The 17,309-nt window shown below is 52.7% G+C and carries 18 protein-coding genes; 8 read left to right on the top strand and 10 right to left on the bottom strand.

All coding sequences use genetic code 11. The features are described 5' to 3' along the window. Positions 1-356: 356 nt before the first annotated feature. The 3 genes from NO877_RS17030 to NO877_RS17020 all read right to left on the bottom strand — a co-directional run bounded on the left by NO877_RS17030 (position 357) and on the right by NO877_RS17020 (position 2,170). Positions 357-1,121 carry a hypothetical protein gene (locus NO877_RS17030; protein ID WP_256397560.1) on the bottom strand — a complete coding sequence of 255 codons (765 nt, stop codon included), beginning with the start codon at positions 1,119-1,121 and terminating at the stop codon, positions 357-359. Between the two features lie 346 nt (positions 1,122-1,467). Beyond that, entirely contained in the window at positions 1,468-1,887 is a 420-nt protein-coding gene (locus NO877_RS17025) for a DUF8036 family membrane protein (protein WP_256397559.1), read from the bottom strand. Beyond that, entirely contained in the window at positions 1,877-2,170 is a 294-nt protein-coding gene (locus NO877_RS17020; protein WP_256397558.1) for an ArsR/SmtB family transcription factor, read from the bottom strand. Before NO877_RS17020 ends, NO877_RS17025 begins: the two co-directional genes overlap by 11 nt. Before the next feature lie 170 nt (positions 2,171-2,340). On the opposite strand from NO877_RS17020, the gene NO877_RS19935 reads away from it, so the two are divergent. From NO877_RS19935 to NO877_RS20030, 5 genes are all read left to right on the top strand, one after another. Next, on the top strand, positions 2,341-2,592 hold the full coding sequence (locus NO877_RS19935; protein ID WP_425492961.1) for a DUF7123 family protein: 252 nt from the start codon (positions 2,341-2,343) through the stop codon (positions 2,590-2,592). A 460-nt stretch (positions 2,593-3,052) separates the two neighbouring features. After that, positions 3,053-4,003, top strand: a complete 951-nt coding sequence (locus NO877_RS17015; RefSeq protein ID WP_256397557.1) for a COG1361 family protein — start codon at positions 3,053-3,055, stop codon at positions 4,001-4,003. After that, on the top strand, positions 4,000-4,677 hold the full coding sequence (locus tag NO877_RS17010) for an ABC transporter ATP-binding protein (protein WP_256397556.1): 678 nt from the start codon (positions 4,000-4,002) through the stop codon (positions 4,675-4,677). The genes NO877_RS17015 and NO877_RS17010 overlap by 4 nt, the downstream gene beginning before the upstream one ends. Continuing rightward, complete coding sequence (locus NO877_RS17005) at positions 4,674-5,819, top strand: ABC transporter permease (protein WP_256397555.1); 1,146 nt, start codon at positions 4,674-4,676, stop codon at positions 5,817-5,819. The genes NO877_RS17010 and NO877_RS17005 overlap by 4 nt, the downstream gene beginning before the upstream one ends. Before the next feature lie 200 nt (positions 5,820-6,019). Continuing rightward, entirely contained in the window at positions 6,020-6,358 is a 339-nt protein-coding gene (locus tag NO877_RS20030) for a DUF8036 family membrane protein (protein ID WP_465262062.1), read from the top strand. A 1,866-nt stretch (positions 6,359-8,224) separates the two neighbouring features. Here NO877_RS20030 and NO877_RS17000 read toward each other — a convergent pair. From NO877_RS17000 to NO877_RS16975, 6 genes are all read right to left on the bottom strand, one after another. Next, entirely contained in the window at positions 8,225-8,359 is a 135-nt protein-coding gene (locus tag NO877_RS17000) for a hypothetical protein (protein ID WP_256397554.1), read from the bottom strand. 177 nt (positions 8,360-8,536) lie between these two features. Then, positions 8,537-9,037 carry a DUF7970 domain-containing protein gene (locus NO877_RS16995; RefSeq protein WP_256397553.1) on the bottom strand — a complete coding sequence of 167 codons (501 nt, stop codon included), beginning with the start codon at positions 9,035-9,037 and terminating at the stop codon, positions 8,537-8,539. Continuing rightward, the gene (locus tag NO877_RS16990; protein ID WP_379827587.1) at positions 9,034-10,029 is read right to left on the bottom strand and encodes a ParA family protein; all 996 of its coding nucleotides are present in this window, start codon (positions 10,027-10,029) and stop codon (positions 9,034-9,036) included. The genes NO877_RS16995 and NO877_RS16990 overlap by 4 nt, the downstream gene beginning before the upstream one ends. A gap of 611 nt (positions 10,030-10,640) precedes the next feature. Further along, entirely contained in the window at positions 10,641-11,771 is a 1,131-nt protein-coding gene (locus NO877_RS16985; protein WP_256397551.1) for a tyrosine-type recombinase/integrase, read from the bottom strand. Positions 11,772-12,290: 519 nt separating this feature from the next. Continuing rightward, positions 12,291-12,713: a hypothetical protein gene (locus NO877_RS16980; protein ID WP_256397550.1), complete on the bottom strand. Its 423-nt coding sequence runs from the start codon at positions 12,711-12,713 to the stop codon at positions 12,291-12,293. Positions 12,714-13,130: 417 nt separating this feature from the next. Beyond that, the gene (locus NO877_RS16975) at positions 13,131-14,426 is read right to left on the bottom strand and encodes a Cdc6/Cdc18 family protein (protein ID WP_256397549.1); all 1,296 of its coding nucleotides are present in this window, start codon (positions 14,424-14,426) and stop codon (positions 13,131-13,133) included. A gap of 741 nt (positions 14,427-15,167) precedes the next feature. On the opposite strand from NO877_RS16975, the gene NO877_RS16970 reads away from it, so the two are divergent. Next, positions 15,168-15,407 carry a DUF7964 domain-containing protein gene (locus tag NO877_RS16970; protein WP_256397548.1) on the top strand — a complete coding sequence of 80 codons (240 nt, stop codon included), beginning with the start codon at positions 15,168-15,170 and terminating at the stop codon, positions 15,405-15,407. Positions 15,408-15,430: 23 nt separating this feature from the next. Here NO877_RS16970 and NO877_RS16965 read toward each other — a convergent pair whose 3' ends face one another. Then, positions 15,431-15,679, bottom strand: a complete 249-nt coding sequence (locus tag NO877_RS16965) for a bifunctional adenosylcobinamide kinase/adenosylcobinamide-phosphate guanylyltransferase (protein ID WP_256397547.1) — start codon at positions 15,677-15,679, stop codon at positions 15,431-15,433. A gap of 45 nt (positions 15,680-15,724) precedes the next feature. Between NO877_RS16965 and NO877_RS16960 the strand changes: the two genes are divergently transcribed. Together NO877_RS16960 and NO877_RS16955 are read left to right on the top strand one after the other, a co-directional pair. Beyond that, entirely contained in the window at positions 15,725-15,880 is a 156-nt protein-coding gene (locus tag NO877_RS16960) for a hypothetical protein (protein WP_256397546.1), read from the top strand. A 379-nt stretch (positions 15,881-16,259) separates the two neighbouring features. Further along, positions 16,260-17,309: methyl-accepting chemotaxis protein (locus tag NO877_RS16955; RefSeq protein WP_256397545.1), on the top strand; the 1,050-nt coding region annotated here is incomplete at its 3' end.

Below are 17,309 nucleotides of genomic sequence, written 5' to 3'. Positions count from 1 at the left end.
TATTCAAAATCGATATTTCTCGGAAGCCTGCTCCAGTAGTCGTATGGGAAGACAACCAGACGCCGGTAGTTGCTGAACGCTGAGTTGGTGACCATATGCGCGGTGTATTCAGCAGTCGATTCCTGCCACATCTCATAGGAGTTGGGTATTCTGGTGCAAGACTCAAAAGAAGGGTCGACCAACCGTGATTAAGCGTACTTCGTTGGAATCCACAGGTTCGGAAGGTAGCACCACCTACAAAACACTAGTCAGTGATATTATTATAATGTAGCTTAATCGAATTTATCCAGTTACAAATGAGGGGGGTGAATTTGGACAGAAATATGATATATTCTATGAATAATTCAGTGAGGCAGTTACTCAATCATTGCTACTATTCCAGTCAGTAACGTTCCGAAAACAAATCCAGTTCCGTGGGCAAATATGTTAACGAAACTCCCCGACTGTATCACATCAATTGGAATCAGTGCGTACACAAATGTACAGACAATTATTCCGAACCCAACGATCACTACGATTGGATCGTTGTATTCATCCATTGTCTTTTTAATCTGACTCCAGCTCTTTATGTCGTCAAATGAGATATACATTGCACTGATCACAGTAAGCCCGAAAATCAGCAGAAGTCCTGTTTGAGCCGATAACGTGCCGTGAAATACTGAGAGGAAGCCCACTGCTGCCAATCCAGTTCCAACTACTGAATGTAGGCCTGGCCAGATACCATATTGTCGTGCGACATATACGCCTATCCCACCGAGTGTCATCCCAGCCAACCCGCCGATTATACCTGAGAACCCCTTTGAATCTGCGTCACTTGGGAACAGCTCATAATACTGGTACACAATACCGTAATCGATAGCAGTTGTGATGAATGGAGTGAGAAGTAACAGGGATACAAAGGAAATCCAAAATACTCTCCGTGCATCAACGAAAACGGTCAATAACCAGTACGCGATGCCGACTGTGAGCGTGTACGAACCCAAATTGTAGAACAAGTGCCCGTTACTTCCATGAGTGTATGCTGCTGTCCATGCTGATTCGATACTGGGATCGTTATAGTAGAACCACAGATCAGTATATATAGAATCAGGTGTTAGAAAGTGCAGTGCAGCGAGAATCATTGGGATACTAATTAATAGTCCAATATCAGACCATGGGAGTTGTTTTACCAGTTGTTTAGTTTGACCCATTTGTGATAGATAGTTGCTAATGAACCTTCTTAAATAGTTATTTGTGGACCAATATTCTATTGATAATATCAACTACATTTTCACTGTTCACCCTGAATAAATTCAGTTATAGCTCTTACCGAAGACGGTGAAACAACGGTACCTATCTCGAAGTTGTAAGGTAGAGCTGTACAAGATATAGTGTGTAGATTCATCACTGCTTTCCAGAGAACACGCGTGAAACCGTCCTTGATTCCGAAACTCATGTTCTGAATTCTCAGACTGGTTCTCTTCACATTCAGGTTTGGCTCTGGTATAGCAATACCATAATCGCAATACCGATGAACAAGTCCGGAAGGAAGCCAAACACGCCGATATTCGGACGAGGACGGAACCCAAACACCACTTGCACGACAGGGTTCGAGGTAAATGCATAGAGCAAAAGCGTGAGGCTAAGCAGAAGGAGACTCAGCGTGTACTTGTTCGGCAAATCCCGATAGAGGGTGGTGTAAATAGCCGTGAGAGTGAGGAGTAAGAGGAAATTGAGTGTCGTGATAAATACCTTAATCTGGAGGAGCACCGCTATTTCAGGCGGAAGCATACCCCAAGGTGGCGTATACAAACGCTCGGGCAACACAAATACGAGGCCGAATGCCAGGATAATCGCTATGCCCGTTACGAGCGCTGTTATTGACCGCGGTTTGAGGTCACGATTCATTGGTATCGAAGTCCGTTTGCTCCACAACCTCTTTGAGGATGTCAAGATTGTTCATCATTCTATCAGTGAGAAAGTACAGTTTTCCGTAGTCATCCCCTTGCGTGGTCACGATGTTGTTCTCCTCCAAGACTTCTAGGTGGTGTTGGACCGTTTTGTAGTTCAGGTCCAATTCATTCGACAGCTGATTGGTGTTCATTGGACGCTCTTCCAGCGTGCGGACGATCCGTAACCGGTTTCGCCCGCCACGGGAGCCCCCAATGAGCCACCATAGCAACTGTCGCATTTAATAAAATCACAGTCTACTCGGCTTATATAGGTTCGTTTTTCTATTCAGTCGTGTTCGGGAATTCGAGATGACTCTGGCCATTTCGGGCTAATTTGTGCCCGACTCGTGTGGGAACAGTGCGTAATTTCGGAAATTGCTGATAAGCGTAGGGCCGCTTCTCCCCTGATATGGAAGCGGAATCCGAGTCCCAACCGAAGGGCAGCGTGAAACGCACGGCACTAGAAGCTTATCTTCGTCGAAAAATCGCAGACGGGCATCACTACTTCAAAAGCAGGAAGATAGCCGCAGAGACAGATCTGTCCGCGAAAGAAATTGGTGCTTTGCTCTTCCAACTCCAAGGTTCAGCGTCCGAGTTTTCCATCACTAAATGGGGTTACAGCGGTGGGACGACGTGGTACATCGAACGGGATTCGGAGTAACCCGAAATAGCCCTCAGTTCCTGTAGTCTCAACAAACCGACTCACCTCATATTTCCAGAGATCCTTCCCACACATGACTCAGTGGCCCGATCAACTCAATTCTGACACGTGACTGCATGGCTCAAAGACCAATACCATATCCCAGCTCTCTTCCTACAGCGAGTCTACTTTCACAGGAATATCTCAGGGGTCGTGGGTGAAGACATTCGAACGCGTGCCGGGCGCAGAGATCCACGGGCAAGCACCGCAAGAAAAACTCTGAAACCCCTATACAGGAGCCTGTTTTCGGTGAGAATTGTGCCTAACTCATGGATAATCAATCCATAAATTCGGGAATTACTCATTAGGTTGGATTCGGTAATCGACCATGTGACTTGCACTGAACACATACCGCGGTTCGACATGCATCGGATGCCAACTATCACCTATCGAATTGTGTGGTGTTTAGCAGGTGGTTCGAATGGCTACTGACAGAAACTGGGCGGATAGTCGATTCCTCCGGGTGACTGTCGTGATGCTGATTCTCGGGAGTGGTCTTTTTGTGTCCGTACAGCCAGGCTTGGCTACTGACCCCCCGATTCAGATCTCGACTAATATCTCACCAGAAGATCCTAAAGTCGGCGAAACGGTCGACATTGAGACGACAGTTTCCAATATTGAAAACAGTGAGAGCCGGAACGTCGACGTGAGATATGTCTATCTTCGCCAGTCAGGAAATACCATCCAACGGTTTGACAACGCCGGAACCATTGGATCGGGTGGCTCTCTCTCGTTGCCGCTTTCTACAACTTTCGATAGTATTGGTCAAAAACAACTAGAAGTCGTGATTACAGCCAGCTATTCTGACGACGACAGTGAGGTTTACACCTACCGTCAGCCTGTATCTGTTGATGTCACTGAGTCTGATACCCGGGGCGACGTGCAGCTAACCAGCACAGAGACCTCCGGTAATGACATTGTGACGATCCAAGGTGATGCCTCGAACATCGGTGGCACGGATGTCCAGTCGGTCCTCTTGAGTGTCGCTGATACCGACACTGTCTCTCCGGTTGCTCCAAACGGTGAATATTTTGTTGGTGAAATTGAGGCCAGCGAGTTCGGGACGTTCGAACTGACCGCCGACGTTGAGTCGGAGGCCGAGACGATACCCGTCGAAATGACCTACATTGTGACCGATCCGAACCGAGATGACGAACGCGTGACAAAAACCCAACAGATAGCTGTCGAGACGACAGATATATCGCAAGGTAGCACTCAAGCGGCTGCAAGTAGTGGTGAACCCCCGGCTGGTGGACGGGGTGGCCCCGGCGGGTTACTAGGTGGGCTGCCAGTAGCAGAAATCGGAATTGTCCTAGCTCTGGCACTACTCGGAGCAACCGGGTATGCAGTGCACCGATGGCGAAATCCATGAGCGTCATCGAACTTGACGACGTCGTGAAGCGCTATCAGAGCGGTGAAGAGACCATTGAGGCGCTCAAGTACGTCGATTTTAGCGCAGAACGCGGTGAAATGGTCACCGTGATTGGTCCGTCAGGGTCCGGAAAGAGTACTATGCTCAACATGATTGGATTGCTCGACAACCCAACTGAAGGCTCGATTCGCCTTGACGGCCGCGACGTGACTGACTTCACGGAGGACGAGCTAACCGAAGAGCGCCGGACTGGCATTGGGTTCGTGTTCCAAGACTTTCACCTCCTGCCGATGCTGACCGCTACCGAGAACGTCGAGCTCCCCTCTATGTGGGATACCTCAGTTGATCGCCACGACCGCGCGGTCGAACTCCTTCGCAGAGTCGGTCTTGGTGACCGGCTAGAACACACGCCCGGACAACTCTCAGGCGGCCAGCAACAGCGGGTTGCCATCGCACGATCACTAATCAACGAACCCGATATCTTGCTCGCCGACGAGCCCACAGGCAATCTTGATCAGGATACTGGAGAGACCATTCTCACAGAACTGACTCGCCTGAAAGAAGACGAGAATGTTGCGATTGTCTCAGTAACGCATGATGAACAAATGCTTGACTATACGGACAGTACAGTCCGGATCGTCGATGGGGTGATTCAGGAGGTGAGCCGCGAGTGAGCGTTGCTGACCTCCTGTGGCGGTTCCCGAGTGCGTTGATGGCGTGGCGTAATCTCGGTCGAAATAAGCTGCGGACGGCACTAGCCGCGCTAGGCATCATTATCGGCGTCGTCGCAATCTGTTCGCTCGGCATGGCCACCGTCGCACTCCAACAGCAGGCGTCGTCGCAACTCGGCGACATCGGGAATGACGTGACCGTCTCCTCGGGTCAAGACAGCGACACTGACGGAGTGACGCAAGATCAGATCGACGAGATACAGAATCTAGTCACCGACGACCAAGTGGTCCCACAGAAGACGAACTCGACGACACTTGAGGCGAGAAACGGGGAAGAGGCGAGGATGAGCGTCACGGGAGTGACAGAGGCGAGTGCGCTGTACAATCTCACGACGGGAGAGGCTCCCGACCGGTTGCAGTCCGGCGCACTGATCAGCAACGATACAGCCAACACGCTCGGACTTGAGATGGGTGATCCAGTAGAATACGACGGGCAGTTCTACCGAGTCCAGGGTTTCATCGAATCGGAGCAGTCGTTCGGTCCCCGTGGCGGTGGCGAACTCGTGATACCGGTGTCAGGTCTCTCTAATCAGGAATATTACGACACGGTGACGATTGTCGCAAGTGACGGGGATGCGGCCACGGAGATCGGGGAGAGGCTGGATAACCAATTCAACACCGAGGAGACCGAAGAGTTGAGTATCCAGGCCTCCAGCGGTGCCCAGAATGTCGGCGGATTCCTTGACACGTTGTCGACTGCCCTTCTGGGTATCGGTGGTATCTCCCTCGTCGTCGCAGGCGTTGCCATTCTCAACGTGATGCTGATGAGCACAGTCGAGCGTCGCGGCGAGATCGGTGTGCTGCGTGCGGTCGGAATCCGTCGAATAGAAGTGTTGCGGATGATTCTGACTGAGGCAGCGCTGATGGGTGCCTTAGGCGGTCTCGTTGGTGTAATTCTATCGCTCGGCACGGGTATGTTGGCCTTCCAGATGCTGACGGGCAATGCGATGGGAGCATTGGATTGGAGCAGCTCAAAGTATCTGGTGTACGGATTCGGATTCGCCGTCTTGGCAAGCGTATTGAGTGGTGTTTACCCAGCGTGGAAAGCAGCTAATGATCGTCCGGTTGAGGCTCTCAGAGGGTGAGTATGCCGTATCTACAATCCCTTCTTCACGCGCTCACGTATTCGTTGTTTCCTCAAGGAAACCAGGTAAATCGGGGATTCCATTTCCGAAGCGGAAGGAAACACGGACTCGAACCAGCCTCCTAGAATTATGACTGTAAGTAGCACAAAAAACAAACGACACTCCTCGTTGGACTAGCTGCCGCCCTCTCGCTAATCGTGATGTACCTTGCTCTACCCACAGTTATCCCGTTTTCCCGAGCCCCGCGACCACGTTTCGAGGTGCTGCTTCAAGTGAAACTCTTTCTATCGACGTTCACGATCTGCCTCCTCGTCATCTTACTGTATAACTACATCAATATGTATCGAGCTATGCCAAATCCATTCACTCGATCCCTAATTGTGTTCACGGTGCTACTCGGCTTCTATGCGCTCTCATCCAACCCTGTCCTCCCACTTCTGTTTGGTTTTAGAGTGATAGAAATTGGTCCTTTTACATATCTTCCAAACTTATTCACCAGTGCTGCAGCTATTATTCTCCTCTCTCATAGCCTGAAGTGAGGGTGTACTCGGCTTTGCATCCGTAGCAGGAGTTATCAGAAATATATACCCCATCATTTTGAGCTCCAATTCAGTGAGTTCGATTGAGAAGGGCTTCCCACAGTTGTAACATTGGTTTCCTTCGATGAGTGGACAGTAACCGTGCGACTATCGAGAACAGCTATTCGTCGATCAAGCAGTGTGCAGCGTGGACGACCTCAAAAGCGTTCGAGGTCCGGTGGTTCCATTTCGCGTTCGCCTGTGTGATCTACAATCTCTGGTTGCTGGTGGACTTTCTGACTCAGGAGCGAATAGGGGTGATCGAGACGAGGACAAAGCCGCGAATCACGCTCAAACGGTTCTTGAAGATGTTTGATCGGGTGTTGACACCCGACAGGTAACATCCGTTTCGGGTTCGCCAGTCGAGAGAGACATCTTTTCGCAGTCAGCTATTTTTCACGTCTGAACCTACTGTATCGAACAATGCCGTTCTGAGAATCTACTTTTCACCCCAATTTCCCCCTAATCGGGCATCAACACTGCCGAGAAAGCGTCTACCTCGTGAACGTGAGAGAGACTATTCGCATCGTCTGGTTTGGGGAAACTATATCGTAACATACGATTTATTCCCATGGTGCATTTAATCGCCAAATCTATCGTGGGTTTAGCAGACTGAATCGGGCAGATGAACTCATAAATTGATAAGATACCTACTGAACGACTGAACAACTAGAATATGAGACTCCCAGAATCACCATACGGGGCAGCGAGCAGGCTTCTCCTCCGAAATCAGCCATTAGGACTTCAAACCGACGAAACAGCCGAGCAGAACCCAATGAGTCAACCTAAGTCCGATCAAGAAAGCGAGGTCGGAACACAGAAGCCCGCATTCGACGATATCTGGTGGTCGACCTATCACTCGAAGACTTTACACAGCTCTACCGGGAACAGGTCGCTCCGTGTCTCGAAGCGGAGGGACTCGATCTCTCTACACGGAGAAACCAACCCACTAGTGGTTCCGTGATCACAGTGTGCGGTCGTTCCTCGCAGCCCTGCGCCGATACCACAACCGGTCTTTCGGGGGAGTTTTGGAGTGAGGATCTCGGACTTGGTGACGACGATGACGGCTACTCTTGGGCGAGCTCCGATGAGCAAACAGTCGACGCACTCGAACGTTTCCTGGATCGACGACAATCGCGGTACGATCTTTCGACGTCTTCTGTCGACACGCTTCGAACGGGGCTGAACCTCTATGTTCGGGCTTACACCGAAGCAAACGGCACAGCTGATCTTCTGACCCCAATTCAACGAGATCGAGACGCACCTGCGTACGAGGCTTTCGACGCGTGCTATGGTGCATTTGACTGGCTGAACGAGGGAGCCGAACACGAGTACAGTGCTCAGACCCTCCAACGTGTCCGACGTATCGTCGACGCCTGGTATCAGCATCTGGTCGGCCGACGAATCGCTTCGGTGAACCCCGCCAGCGGCCTGTATAGAATTCAGGTGGAAGACAGAGGACTTTCCAACCCTCACTGTCAGCAGATCATATCCGTCAGCTGATGGAGGTTGCAACTACTTCAGGAGACCACCTGTTGGTAGTAGCCCTGGCTGGGTGGGGCCTCCGTGCAAGCGAGGTCGCAGCACTTCACATTTTTCGCAGTTCAATCGAGATGTTCCTGATAACGACGTCCCTTATATTCCATTCGAGAGCCGAAAAAACGGTCCTGGAGAGGTCTCTATACTATTCGGTCTCGAAGCACTGGATGCACGAATCGACGAACTGGGAGACGGTGAGACGTGGAATGGATATGTGTTCCCTCATCCCTGGGCGAAACCCCACACGTAACACGAGATACGATCCGAAATTGGCTCCAGAAGCTTGCCTCAGAAGCCGATCTCCCCGACCAGATCGAAGGTGAGCGTCCGAATCCACAACTGTGTCGACGATTCTGGTACGACATCTATACGGCGGTTCTTGAAGGCGTCCTCGAAGGTGTCGAAGAAATCGCTGCAGAACAAGGTAGTAGCGATCCACAGGTCGTCATGCAGAATTATCTCTCTGACTCGCGGTCTCGCCAGTTACGTCGCGAATTCATGCGTGAGCAACTGATGGGAATCTTCAACAGAGAGAGTTAGATTTCATCAAGGTCGCAGCCTCACAGAGCATCCGATGAACACGGGAGCGCTATTGCTGTTTCAGAGGGTGCCGAATCCCTCTTCTGCCATCAGTTCAGCAACACGCTCTGGATGCTGAAACGCCGCGAGAAGGGCAAACTCGCGAGCATCTGTTTTCGAGACCTCGTTCGCATTGAGTTGTTCTGCAAGTTCGTTTCGAAATGCGGCTTCTTGATCTGCTACCCTGTCCCGGACATGGATCTCAAGTCGGGTATCACGCTCATCACCAACGTTACTCCGTCGAATGAAGTACGGATACTGCTCTCTGGCGGTGGTGGCTGGTGTCGACTCCTCTGTGGACTCTCTGTTCTCTTTTTGTGAGCTAGTCGTGCTGTCTGTACCTGGTGAGGTTTTATTTCGTGAGTCTTCCCCGGGTTGTTCGGTTGCTGTTGATTCGTCTCCTTCGTTGCTCTCAGTATCTGTTTGGGTAGTCTTCTCTGTGGGTTCGGGTTCAGGTTCCCCATCGTCCTCGTCACTACCGCCGAAATCGAGATTTCCAGAACCAGATTTGAAATTGCTCATGCTGTTGTTGCCTCCGTTTTGTCGTCTTCTTTCAGATCGATTGTTCTATTCGTATGACCCTGGATATCGAGTTCCAAAACAGGGTCGATATCAGCATCGAACGTAGTCGTCGCAATGAACCACGCTAGTTCATACAGTCTCCGTAGCGTTTCGACCTCTCTATCACGTACCCGTCGTTGACCCGGCTCACTCACCATCTGGCCGTCTTTCTCGAAGGTCTTCCAACGCTCTTCAACTACCTTGAATGCTGAGCCTCTGGCCTCCCACATCGCGTCCATGAGGCTTTCTCGGTTCCCAATAGAGACTGGTGTTGCAAATTCTTCTGTGTTCTCGAACTGTTGTTGGTACTGTTGGTGGGCATTTGTTTGCCCAACCCCCGATGGGACCACACAGGAGAGCCCAATTTCAATATCGAGTTGGTTTTCCATGTTTCCGACGAGTTCCTCGAGCCCTTCGAGGCTCAGGTTCCCCTTGCCAGCTGGCTTGACGGGTGCGACGAGCGTTCGCAGTGCGAAAATAGCATTGTAAAGCAGGTCTTCCGCACGTGCGTTTGGATCAATAAGGATGGCATCGTATTCCTTGTGCAGTTCCTGCTTTTTCCAGAGCAACTCATGGAGGAGTTCGAACCGTGGATACTCCTCTCGGCTCATGTTTTTCATGCCCGTTTCGTAAGAGATCTTCTGTTCTAGGTTCGACGTAAAGTCACCCAGCATGTCGTGGCTCGGGATTATGTCGACGCCTTCCTCGGTGGTTTCGATGAGATCGTGGAACTCCCCGTCCGGCATATCCAGGATGTGTTTGACGAGATTGTCTGCATCTGGATCGCTTCGGTGTTCACCAGCATCAAAGAGGCTGGTCAGATTTCCCTCCTGCGGATCTAGATCCAGCACGAGAGTATTCAGCTCCATTCGCTCCAGTGCCACTGCGACATTGGCTGTCATTGTCGTCTTGTATGTCCCACCGGATTCTGAGTAGACTACAGCCGTAATCATATATACGACATTCACCCTTCTGTACCATAAATCTGTGTCAGACATATGTACTTGAATACTGTAACAGAAATCTGTACCGCTTATCTGTTTCAGTTAGCTGTAATGGCTATCTGTAATCGGTGCTGTCTTTCGATTGGGTTTCTGCGATCCGACAGCAACCTCGATTAAAGAACTCGGTTACAGATAGCTATTACAGATTAAAATTACAGACAATTGGGACAGATATAAGTTACAGATATATATTACAGGATTCTGTAACAATTTTCAGTAGCAGAAAACAATAACAGACTGCACGAGCTTGAATTGTGTCTACCGCCCATTCCCGAATACCTCAGTCACGTTCTCAGCGTTTTGGAGATCGACTGTATACGGTTCGTCATCATAATCTAGCAGTTCAACAGTCAGTCTTGGCCGTAAAATTGTAGCACTACACCCTGATAATGAAGCGATTCCAAGAGACCCTCCTATTTGGAGAGCGTTCCTACGAAATAATTTCACACCAATATCCGATTTTTCATATCAATTAACTTTTTGTATAGTGTTATTAGTTCCCGCCTCCGAACACAGCCGCCAACTCCTCGCGCATGGCCTCTCGTCGGTGCTTCTGTCGTTCATCGTTCGTCGCCGAATACTTCGGTCACGTTTTCGGCGTTCTCGCTCGTCTCGATGTGGGAGTACATCTCCGAGGTCGTCTTCGGATCGGCGTGCCGGAGCGTCCGTTGGGCCGCGGCGGCCCCACGCTCGCGATACAGTTTCTCACCAACCCCACGCCGTGCGCCGTGCAACGTGAGAAACTCTTTGTCGCCCTCAACTTCGATCTCGCCATCCCGGCACAGTCGCTTGAGAACTGACCGAGCTCCGTTTGTAGACAGTGCTGGTGGCACAACCTCAAGGGCCCGACAGTGGTCAATCAGGCTCCGCTCGTCGTCGTCTGGCCGCTCGAAGCCATCAGGTAGAACAGAGTACATCGAGGGTGCGTGCAGCGAGACGAAGACGGGCCACTCCTCGCTGGCTGGCTCGACCACCCGTCGGAGTTGTTTGAGTGGGTGGTGAGTTTGGCCCGGCAGTTGGGCGGGCTCGCGCTGCTGGTTCTTGCCGAGGATCGTAATCTGGTTGTCTTCAATGTCCACGTCGGCCCACCGAAGCCCGACACGCCGATCGTCCCGTGAGTCTTTCAGGATCTCGCCACCACGCACGCCGGTAAACGCGAGCACGTAGGCGAGTGCTTTGTCTCGGAGTTCGACGACGGCCTCGGTGCCGCGGTCGTCGATCGCCGTTGAGGCTCGCCGGTCGACGTGATCCAGGAGCTGTCGGCGTTCGTTGGTCGACCAGAACTGCTGAGACCCACTCACCGTCGACGGTCGTTCGGGGAGCTCGTCTTTGGCGACCTGCTTTTGGGCCGGGTTCTCGTCGATCTTGTCCCACTTGAGGCAGTAATCAAAGAACGCAGAGACGTTATCGTAGTAGGCCCACGCCGTCGAGGCGGCGATCCCACCTTCGACACCAGGGGTTTGGTGTGCATCAACGCGCCGCCGCAGGTAGGTGGCGTACTCGGCCATCACCTCTTTGTCGACGTCGGCCAGCGTCGTGGCTCCTGGAGCGACCTGCTCACGGAAGCCGCTCAGTACGTACGCTAAGTTCGATTTGTAGTTGCCCGACTTCGAGCCCGACTCCAGGAAGTCCTGGATGGCCGCTTCGAGCGTCTGAACCCCCGGAGTAGCCTCTGTCTGAGTGGTGTCCATCTTTCTTGCTTCACGTACAGCGGCGACCCTAGTAAAACTACTGTACACTACTGGACTAATGTACAGTGGCTTAAAATCCAATACTGAGGAAATTAGGATAGAAATAGAGCCTCTCTACTATGAGAATTCGGCGTTTGAGTGGTTTTGGTTAGAGATAGTAAAGTGCATATTGATATATGAAATCTTTCGCTACTGTAACAGCCTAGTGAAGTGGTCGACCGGCTGTGGAATTACTTTCACCACGAACACATGATAGGTTAAAATGAATCAGTTGCTTACGCCGGATCCAGATACCAAATCGCGCCGACGAAGAACAATAGGGGGACCGCAACCCACGCCGGTATCGATCCAATTACACTCCACCTCCACGAGATACCTACCGACTCACGCCAACCACTAAATTCGAGTAGTAATACTGACGTGATGAGGGCTAGACCGAAGACCGTGACGTTCGTCCTAAATCGTCCCATATTGACTTGTATTGGCGAATGTATATTAATTTATCACCGTTCATACCCGTTAAATGAGATAGAAGACGTACGCTAGCAAGCAGAATACGACGATCCCGGCGATTGCGAGCTGACCGTTAGACAACCGCCTAGTGTCGACGTCTTCGTCTGCTCCAACCCTTTCTGCCAGTTCGTCGGTTTTGATTGAGCCGTCGGGATTCACATCAGGCGACGACTCGTATTCAGGTTCGGCAGTGCGGTATACGCGATCCTTACTGACATTAACCGTCTCGTAGTTCGGATTGTCGGCGTTTGCCTCCGCAACAGTGTAATTCTTGTCGGGATCGGGTGTCGGTTCGTCGGACTCAGTGCTGGCGGCATTGATTTCGTCGACAAACTTCGTTGCAGGCCGCTCGCGGTGTTTGTCCTCACCGAGCGTCTCGAATTTCGTATTGAACCACTTACCATCAGTAGTATCGACGTAGAGGGCCACACAGTCGTGGTTCTCCGGTAATATATGAGACTCACAGTGGATCTTACCACACCCACGACAGCGGTGGCCGAGAGTGGTTTCATCACAGACCGTGCATTTGTTCATTCGCGTTGTTCTATTGGTTCGAACAACAGTCACAAATAGCTGTGTGTCCGTAGTGGCCGTAGTCGACCATCTATATTGACTAACCAAGGATAGATATCTGAGACCCCAAACCTTAGTTAGTGAGTGAGGCCGATCAACCTCAAATGCACGCCAGACTGCGAGTGGTAGTCGACGGTTCAACCCCTCTATTTCGAGTACAGATACAGTACGGTTTGTCTGTACTCGCCAGTCGACCATACACTGTTTTTCACGAGCTACCCATCAAGATACACCGACCACACCCCCCTCATTCAAAGTGAGAATATGCTGTTTTCAGTCGTCTGCGCCGATTTTCGGCGAGACCAATTCAGGGTCGTGACCGACGCCTTTCACCACAACGTCGGGATCTTTGAGCAACCGCCACGCCGTAAACGTCCCTTGCTGGTGGCCGCCGCCGGTCCGTCGACTCTCGATGATATCCAGGAACGCCTGTTCGTCCAGGAGCTGCCGCACACGATCGATTTTGAGTTCCTCTGTGCCCTCTTCCTCGCAGACCGTACAGTAGGCGTCGTAAACGTGTGTCGTTCGGTAGCCATCCTCGCCGTCGTCTGGGTCGGCGGTCTTGGTGAGCAACGCCAACGCGAGGAGGATATGCCGGGCGTGGGGCGTCTGGGTGGCGACGTGTTCGGCCACGCGGTCGGCTTCGGCCCGCCGTTTGGCTTCATTCAGGTGAGCTTCCCGAACCTTGCTGTCCTGTTTTTCCTCGGCGATGACGCCTGCATTTTTGAGAATCCGAATCGCTTTCCGGGCATCACCGTGTTCACGGGCCGCCAGCGCCGCCGCCTTCGGAATCACGCTGCCTTCGAGTGCGCCGTCGTAGAACGCATCCTCACGGGCGTGCATAATCTCTCGGAGTTGATTGGCATCATACGGTGGGAACAGCAACTCGGCGTCCCCGAACGACGATCGGACGCGCTGGTTCATTTTGTCTGGGTAATCGAGTTTGTTCGAAATGGCGATGATGCCGATGTTGGTGTCGGTTTTCTGGGCTTCGCGGGCTCGGGAGAGTTGCATGAGGATATTGTCCCGGTTGCCGTCGCTGTCGGGTTGAATCCGATCGATCTCATCGAGGATAACCACAGCGGCATCGAAGTCCTCCAGGAGCTCCCAGATGATCGTATAGTACTGCGAGGCCCCCAGCCCCGTCAGTGGGATATCTTTCGGCGAGCCTGCTGCTTTGTTGATCTCGCGGGCAGTCGCGCACACAGCCCGCGTCTCTGTCGAGTGTTGCGAACAGTCGACGTAGATATCGGCCACCCGGAGATCCTCGCGTTCGGCCACGCTCGTCGCCGTCTGGGCGACATGCCGGGCGACCAGTGATTTCCCGGTGCCGGTTTTGCCGGAGATCAACACGGGCGTCGGTGGATCGCCACGGACAATCGGCTTGAGATTTGAGACGAGCGACTCGATCTCGTTGTCGCGGCCGACGATCCGGTCGCCTTCGGGGACCGCGCCCACTTCGAGCAGTTCGAGATTTTTAATCAATCGGTTCGAATCATCGGCAGCAAACAACTCGCCAGTGTCTCGGCCAGAATCAGACCCCCACGTTCCGGGCGAGTCGTCGGTCATACAGACACACAGTCAGGCGGAGTACAAATAAGTACCCCACCTCGTTCAAAGTGAGATATGCGACAGTGAGGTCAGTAGCGTGGGTATATCGGGGCGACATTGCTGTTGACCACGACTGTTCTGTCGGACCAGATTCAGAGTGAGTTCAAACGGACCCCACCCCTCGTTCAAAGTGAGATCGAAGGCGACACCCCCCTCAGTCAAAGTGAGATATTGAGCGCGTCTGACGTATCGCCGTCGGTGGATTGCACCCCTCCCCTCGTTCAAAGTGAGATTGCTGATAGGTCAGCTGTGGCGACAACCGTTGACGGGATTTCGAACACAGTGGTCGACGGGCGTCTCGGCACCACAACCTCCCACCCCCCTCGTTCAAAGTGAGATCGGCGACAGGTGTGTAGGGGTCAGAGAGCAGTCGAAATGATGGTCGAAAGGACCGTACCACTCGAAAACAGGACCAAGAGACCACAGAACAGCAACACAACCAACCGCTGTTTCGCTTCCTCGACGCCGAAACCACATCGTCGTCTCGGTATGCCGAAACTCTAGTACGGTTGCTAACGGCGACAACCGTTATAAGACTAACGGCAAACGTGTCTGATGAGATGGGTGGTGTGCTGGTGGGGTGTTGGGCAATTGTTGGAACTCACTTTGACTGAGGGGGGCGTCCCCCTCACCAGCGAGTTTATCTACCCGATCTACGACAGCAGTAAGCTATATTCCCCGAGGCTGTCTGGTCAACGTATGGGAATTAAAGACGTGTTGCCAGACCGCGGGCTCACCGATAACGAGTTCCGACAGCTTCAGCAACAAGATACCTACGACGCTGTGCTTCGTGACGACCAGGGTGGTCTTGCGACATTCCTGTTCCTTCAGAAAGATGGTACCGAGACCGGCCTCCATTATAACGAGGAGAGTGGGTGGCACTACCACCACCGAGACAAAGACCTCGACGATCTACACCCACCAACACACGACCACTAATTACAGCGGAACTGTGGTGTGTCCTACTGGTCGGCCACGTCGTTCAACCACGCCCGCTGGTTCCGCGTCAACCCGTGGCGTTCGACCTGCTGGGCTCCGTTCGTCTCCGGCTTGCCGTGCAACCACTTCCGACGGTTGGCCGCCAGCAACTCGACGGCGAGATACAGCAGTGGCTCGTCGTAGGTCTCGGCGAGCCGCTCGGCGTGCTCGGATTTGATCCGGAGGGGCGTCGGCTGGCTGTCGTCGAGCTCGTCGAGAACCCGTTCGGCCATGTCGATCGCCTGTGTGAGTTCCCGATAAGCCTCCAGGAGTTCGGCGTGAGTGTTGCGGAGTTCGATCGTGGGATGGGCGCTGGCGGCGAGGCCGGTCGACTGCTCAAGTGCGGCGGCGATCTCGCGATTCGCCGCGGCGATTCGATTCTGGGCGGCCTCGATCTTGTCTCGGGTGGCTTAGTCGACGTCCTGTTCAGGTAAAACACGTATCATTCAGTATAGGGATTCTACTTTTCAGATTCCGACGAAGTAAGCCCATAGGATCCTGGGTCATACTCATCGGTTACTGATATGACGAATAGCAGTCCGAACAAAATGATTGAGGCGTAGAATATGTCCAACCCTAGTGGATCGACGGAAATGAAATGTTCTCCCGGGCTGGCGAAGATGACTGTTGCCACCATGCCAGCGATTTCAAGAAGCGGATTGTGATTGTGAGTATCATTATAATTATTGCGACCAGCCGATAGCGGCGGCGTATCCACACTCTCGTTCGGACCTCTCTCAGCGGAGAGTCGATCAACGTAACAGTAATCACTAGATTTTATATATAGTTAATAACCATCTACAGGCCGTTCGCATGAGAGATCAGCAACGCGACACAGTCGACAATGCAGGTCGACGACTGTCAGAAGACAACGAGAGCATAGCCGCGTTTCGGACGGCGATGACGACAGCAGCCAACGGAGATCTGACCGAACGGGTCGATCCGCCGAACGACGACCAGCTCGCCGAGTTGGCCCGGTTATACAACACGATGATGGACGAAATCGAGTCGCAGATGTACGATGTGTGGTCGTTCGTTGCGGAGGTCAGCAACACCGGCAGCGAGGTGACCAGCGACTCGATGGTGGTCGAAGCTGCCAGTGAACGTGTCAACGCGGAGTTCGAGGGAATCGTCGACGGAACCGACGAGCAAAATGAACGGCTCCAACAGGCCGCAAACGAGATCGAGACGCTGTCAGCGGGGATCGAACAGATCGCGGCATCGGCGACCGAAGTCGCTGACACGGCTGACGAAGCGGTCCGCCGTGGTGATGAGGGCCGAGAGGCAGCCGAGCGGGCGATCGACGAGATAGAGCGGGTCGAGACGGTCAGTGAGTCGATCGTCGAGAAGATGGAGGCCCTCGAAACGCAGATGACACAGGTCGACGAGATCGTCGAAGTGATTTCGGAGATCGCCGACCAGACGTCGCTGCTCGCGCTGAACGCCAACATCGAGGCTGCTCGGGCCGGCGAGAGCGGTGACGGCTTCGCCGTAGTCGCTAATGAGGTGAAGAAGCTCGCCGAGGAAGCACGGAGTTCGGCGAACGAGATCGAGTCGGTGATAACAACCTCACAGGCCCAGACCGAAGAGACGGTTGCCGAGATTCGAACAGCGAGTGATTCGATCACCTCCAGTGCAGAAACGATCGACAGTGCCCTCGGGGCCCTGACTGACACCGTCGACCATATCCACCAGGTCAACGAATCGATCCAGGAGATCGATGATGTCACTGACCGACAGGCCGAATCAAACGTCACGCTCTCGGCGGAGATCGACGACCTCGCAGAACTCAGCGAGGTCGTCGACACACAGGCCGAGTCGGTCGCTACTGCGACACAGCAACAGACAACCCTGACAAAGCGG

The sequence above is a fragment of the Halohasta litorea genome (assembly GCF_024494645.1).
Lineage (GTDB): Archaea > Halobacteriota > Halobacteria > Halobacteriales > Haloferacaceae > Halohasta > Halohasta litorea.
This window is presented reverse-complemented; position numbering and strand designations above follow the sequence as displayed.

Coding starts and splice junctions, on each gene's coding strand:
- NO877_RS17025 (WP_256397559.1), bottom strand. CDS start 1,887: ATGAATCGTGACCTCAAACCGCGGTCAATAACAGCGCTCGTAACGGGC.
- NO877_RS20030 (WP_465262062.1), top strand. CDS start 6,020: ATGTACCTTGCTCTACCCACAGTTATCCCGTTTTCCCGAGCCCCGCGA.
- NO877_RS17010 (WP_256397556.1), top strand. CDS start 4,000: ATGAGCGTCATCGAACTTGACGACGTCGTGAAGCGCTATCAGAGCGGT.
- NO877_RS17015 (WP_256397557.1), top strand. CDS start 3,053: ATGGCTACTGACAGAAACTGGGCGGATAGTCGATTCCTCCGGGTGACT.
- NO877_RS17020 (WP_256397558.1), bottom strand. CDS start 2,170: ATGCGACAGTTGCTATGGTGGCTCATTGGGGGCTCCCGTGGCGGGCGA.
- NO877_RS17030 (WP_256397560.1), bottom strand. CDS start 1,121: ATGATTCTCGCTGCACTGCACTTTCTAACACCTGATTCTATATATACT.
- NO877_RS16970 (WP_256397548.1), top strand. CDS start 15,168: ATGGGAATTAAAGACGTGTTGCCAGACCGCGGGCTCACCGATAACGAG.
- NO877_RS19935 (WP_425492961.1), top strand. CDS start 2,341: ATGGAAGCGGAATCCGAGTCCCAACCGAAGGGCAGCGTGAAACGCACG.
- NO877_RS16990 (WP_379827587.1), bottom strand. CDS start 10,029: ATGATTACGGCTGTAGTCTACTCAGAATCCGGTGGGACATACAAGACG.
- NO877_RS16975 (WP_256397549.1), bottom strand. CDS start 14,426: ATGACCGACGACTCGCCCGGAACGTGGGGGTCTGATTCTGGCCGAGAC.
- NO877_RS16965 (WP_256397547.1), bottom strand. CDS start 15,679: ATGGCCGAACGGGTTCTCGACGAGCTCGACGACAGCCAGCCGACGCCC.
- NO877_RS16985 (WP_256397551.1), bottom strand. CDS start 11,771: ATGGACACCACTCAGACAGAGGCTACTCCGGGGGTTCAGACGCTCGAA.
- NO877_RS16995 (WP_256397553.1), bottom strand. CDS start 9,037: ATGAGCAATTTCAAATCTGGTTCTGGAAATCTCGATTTCGGCGGTAGT.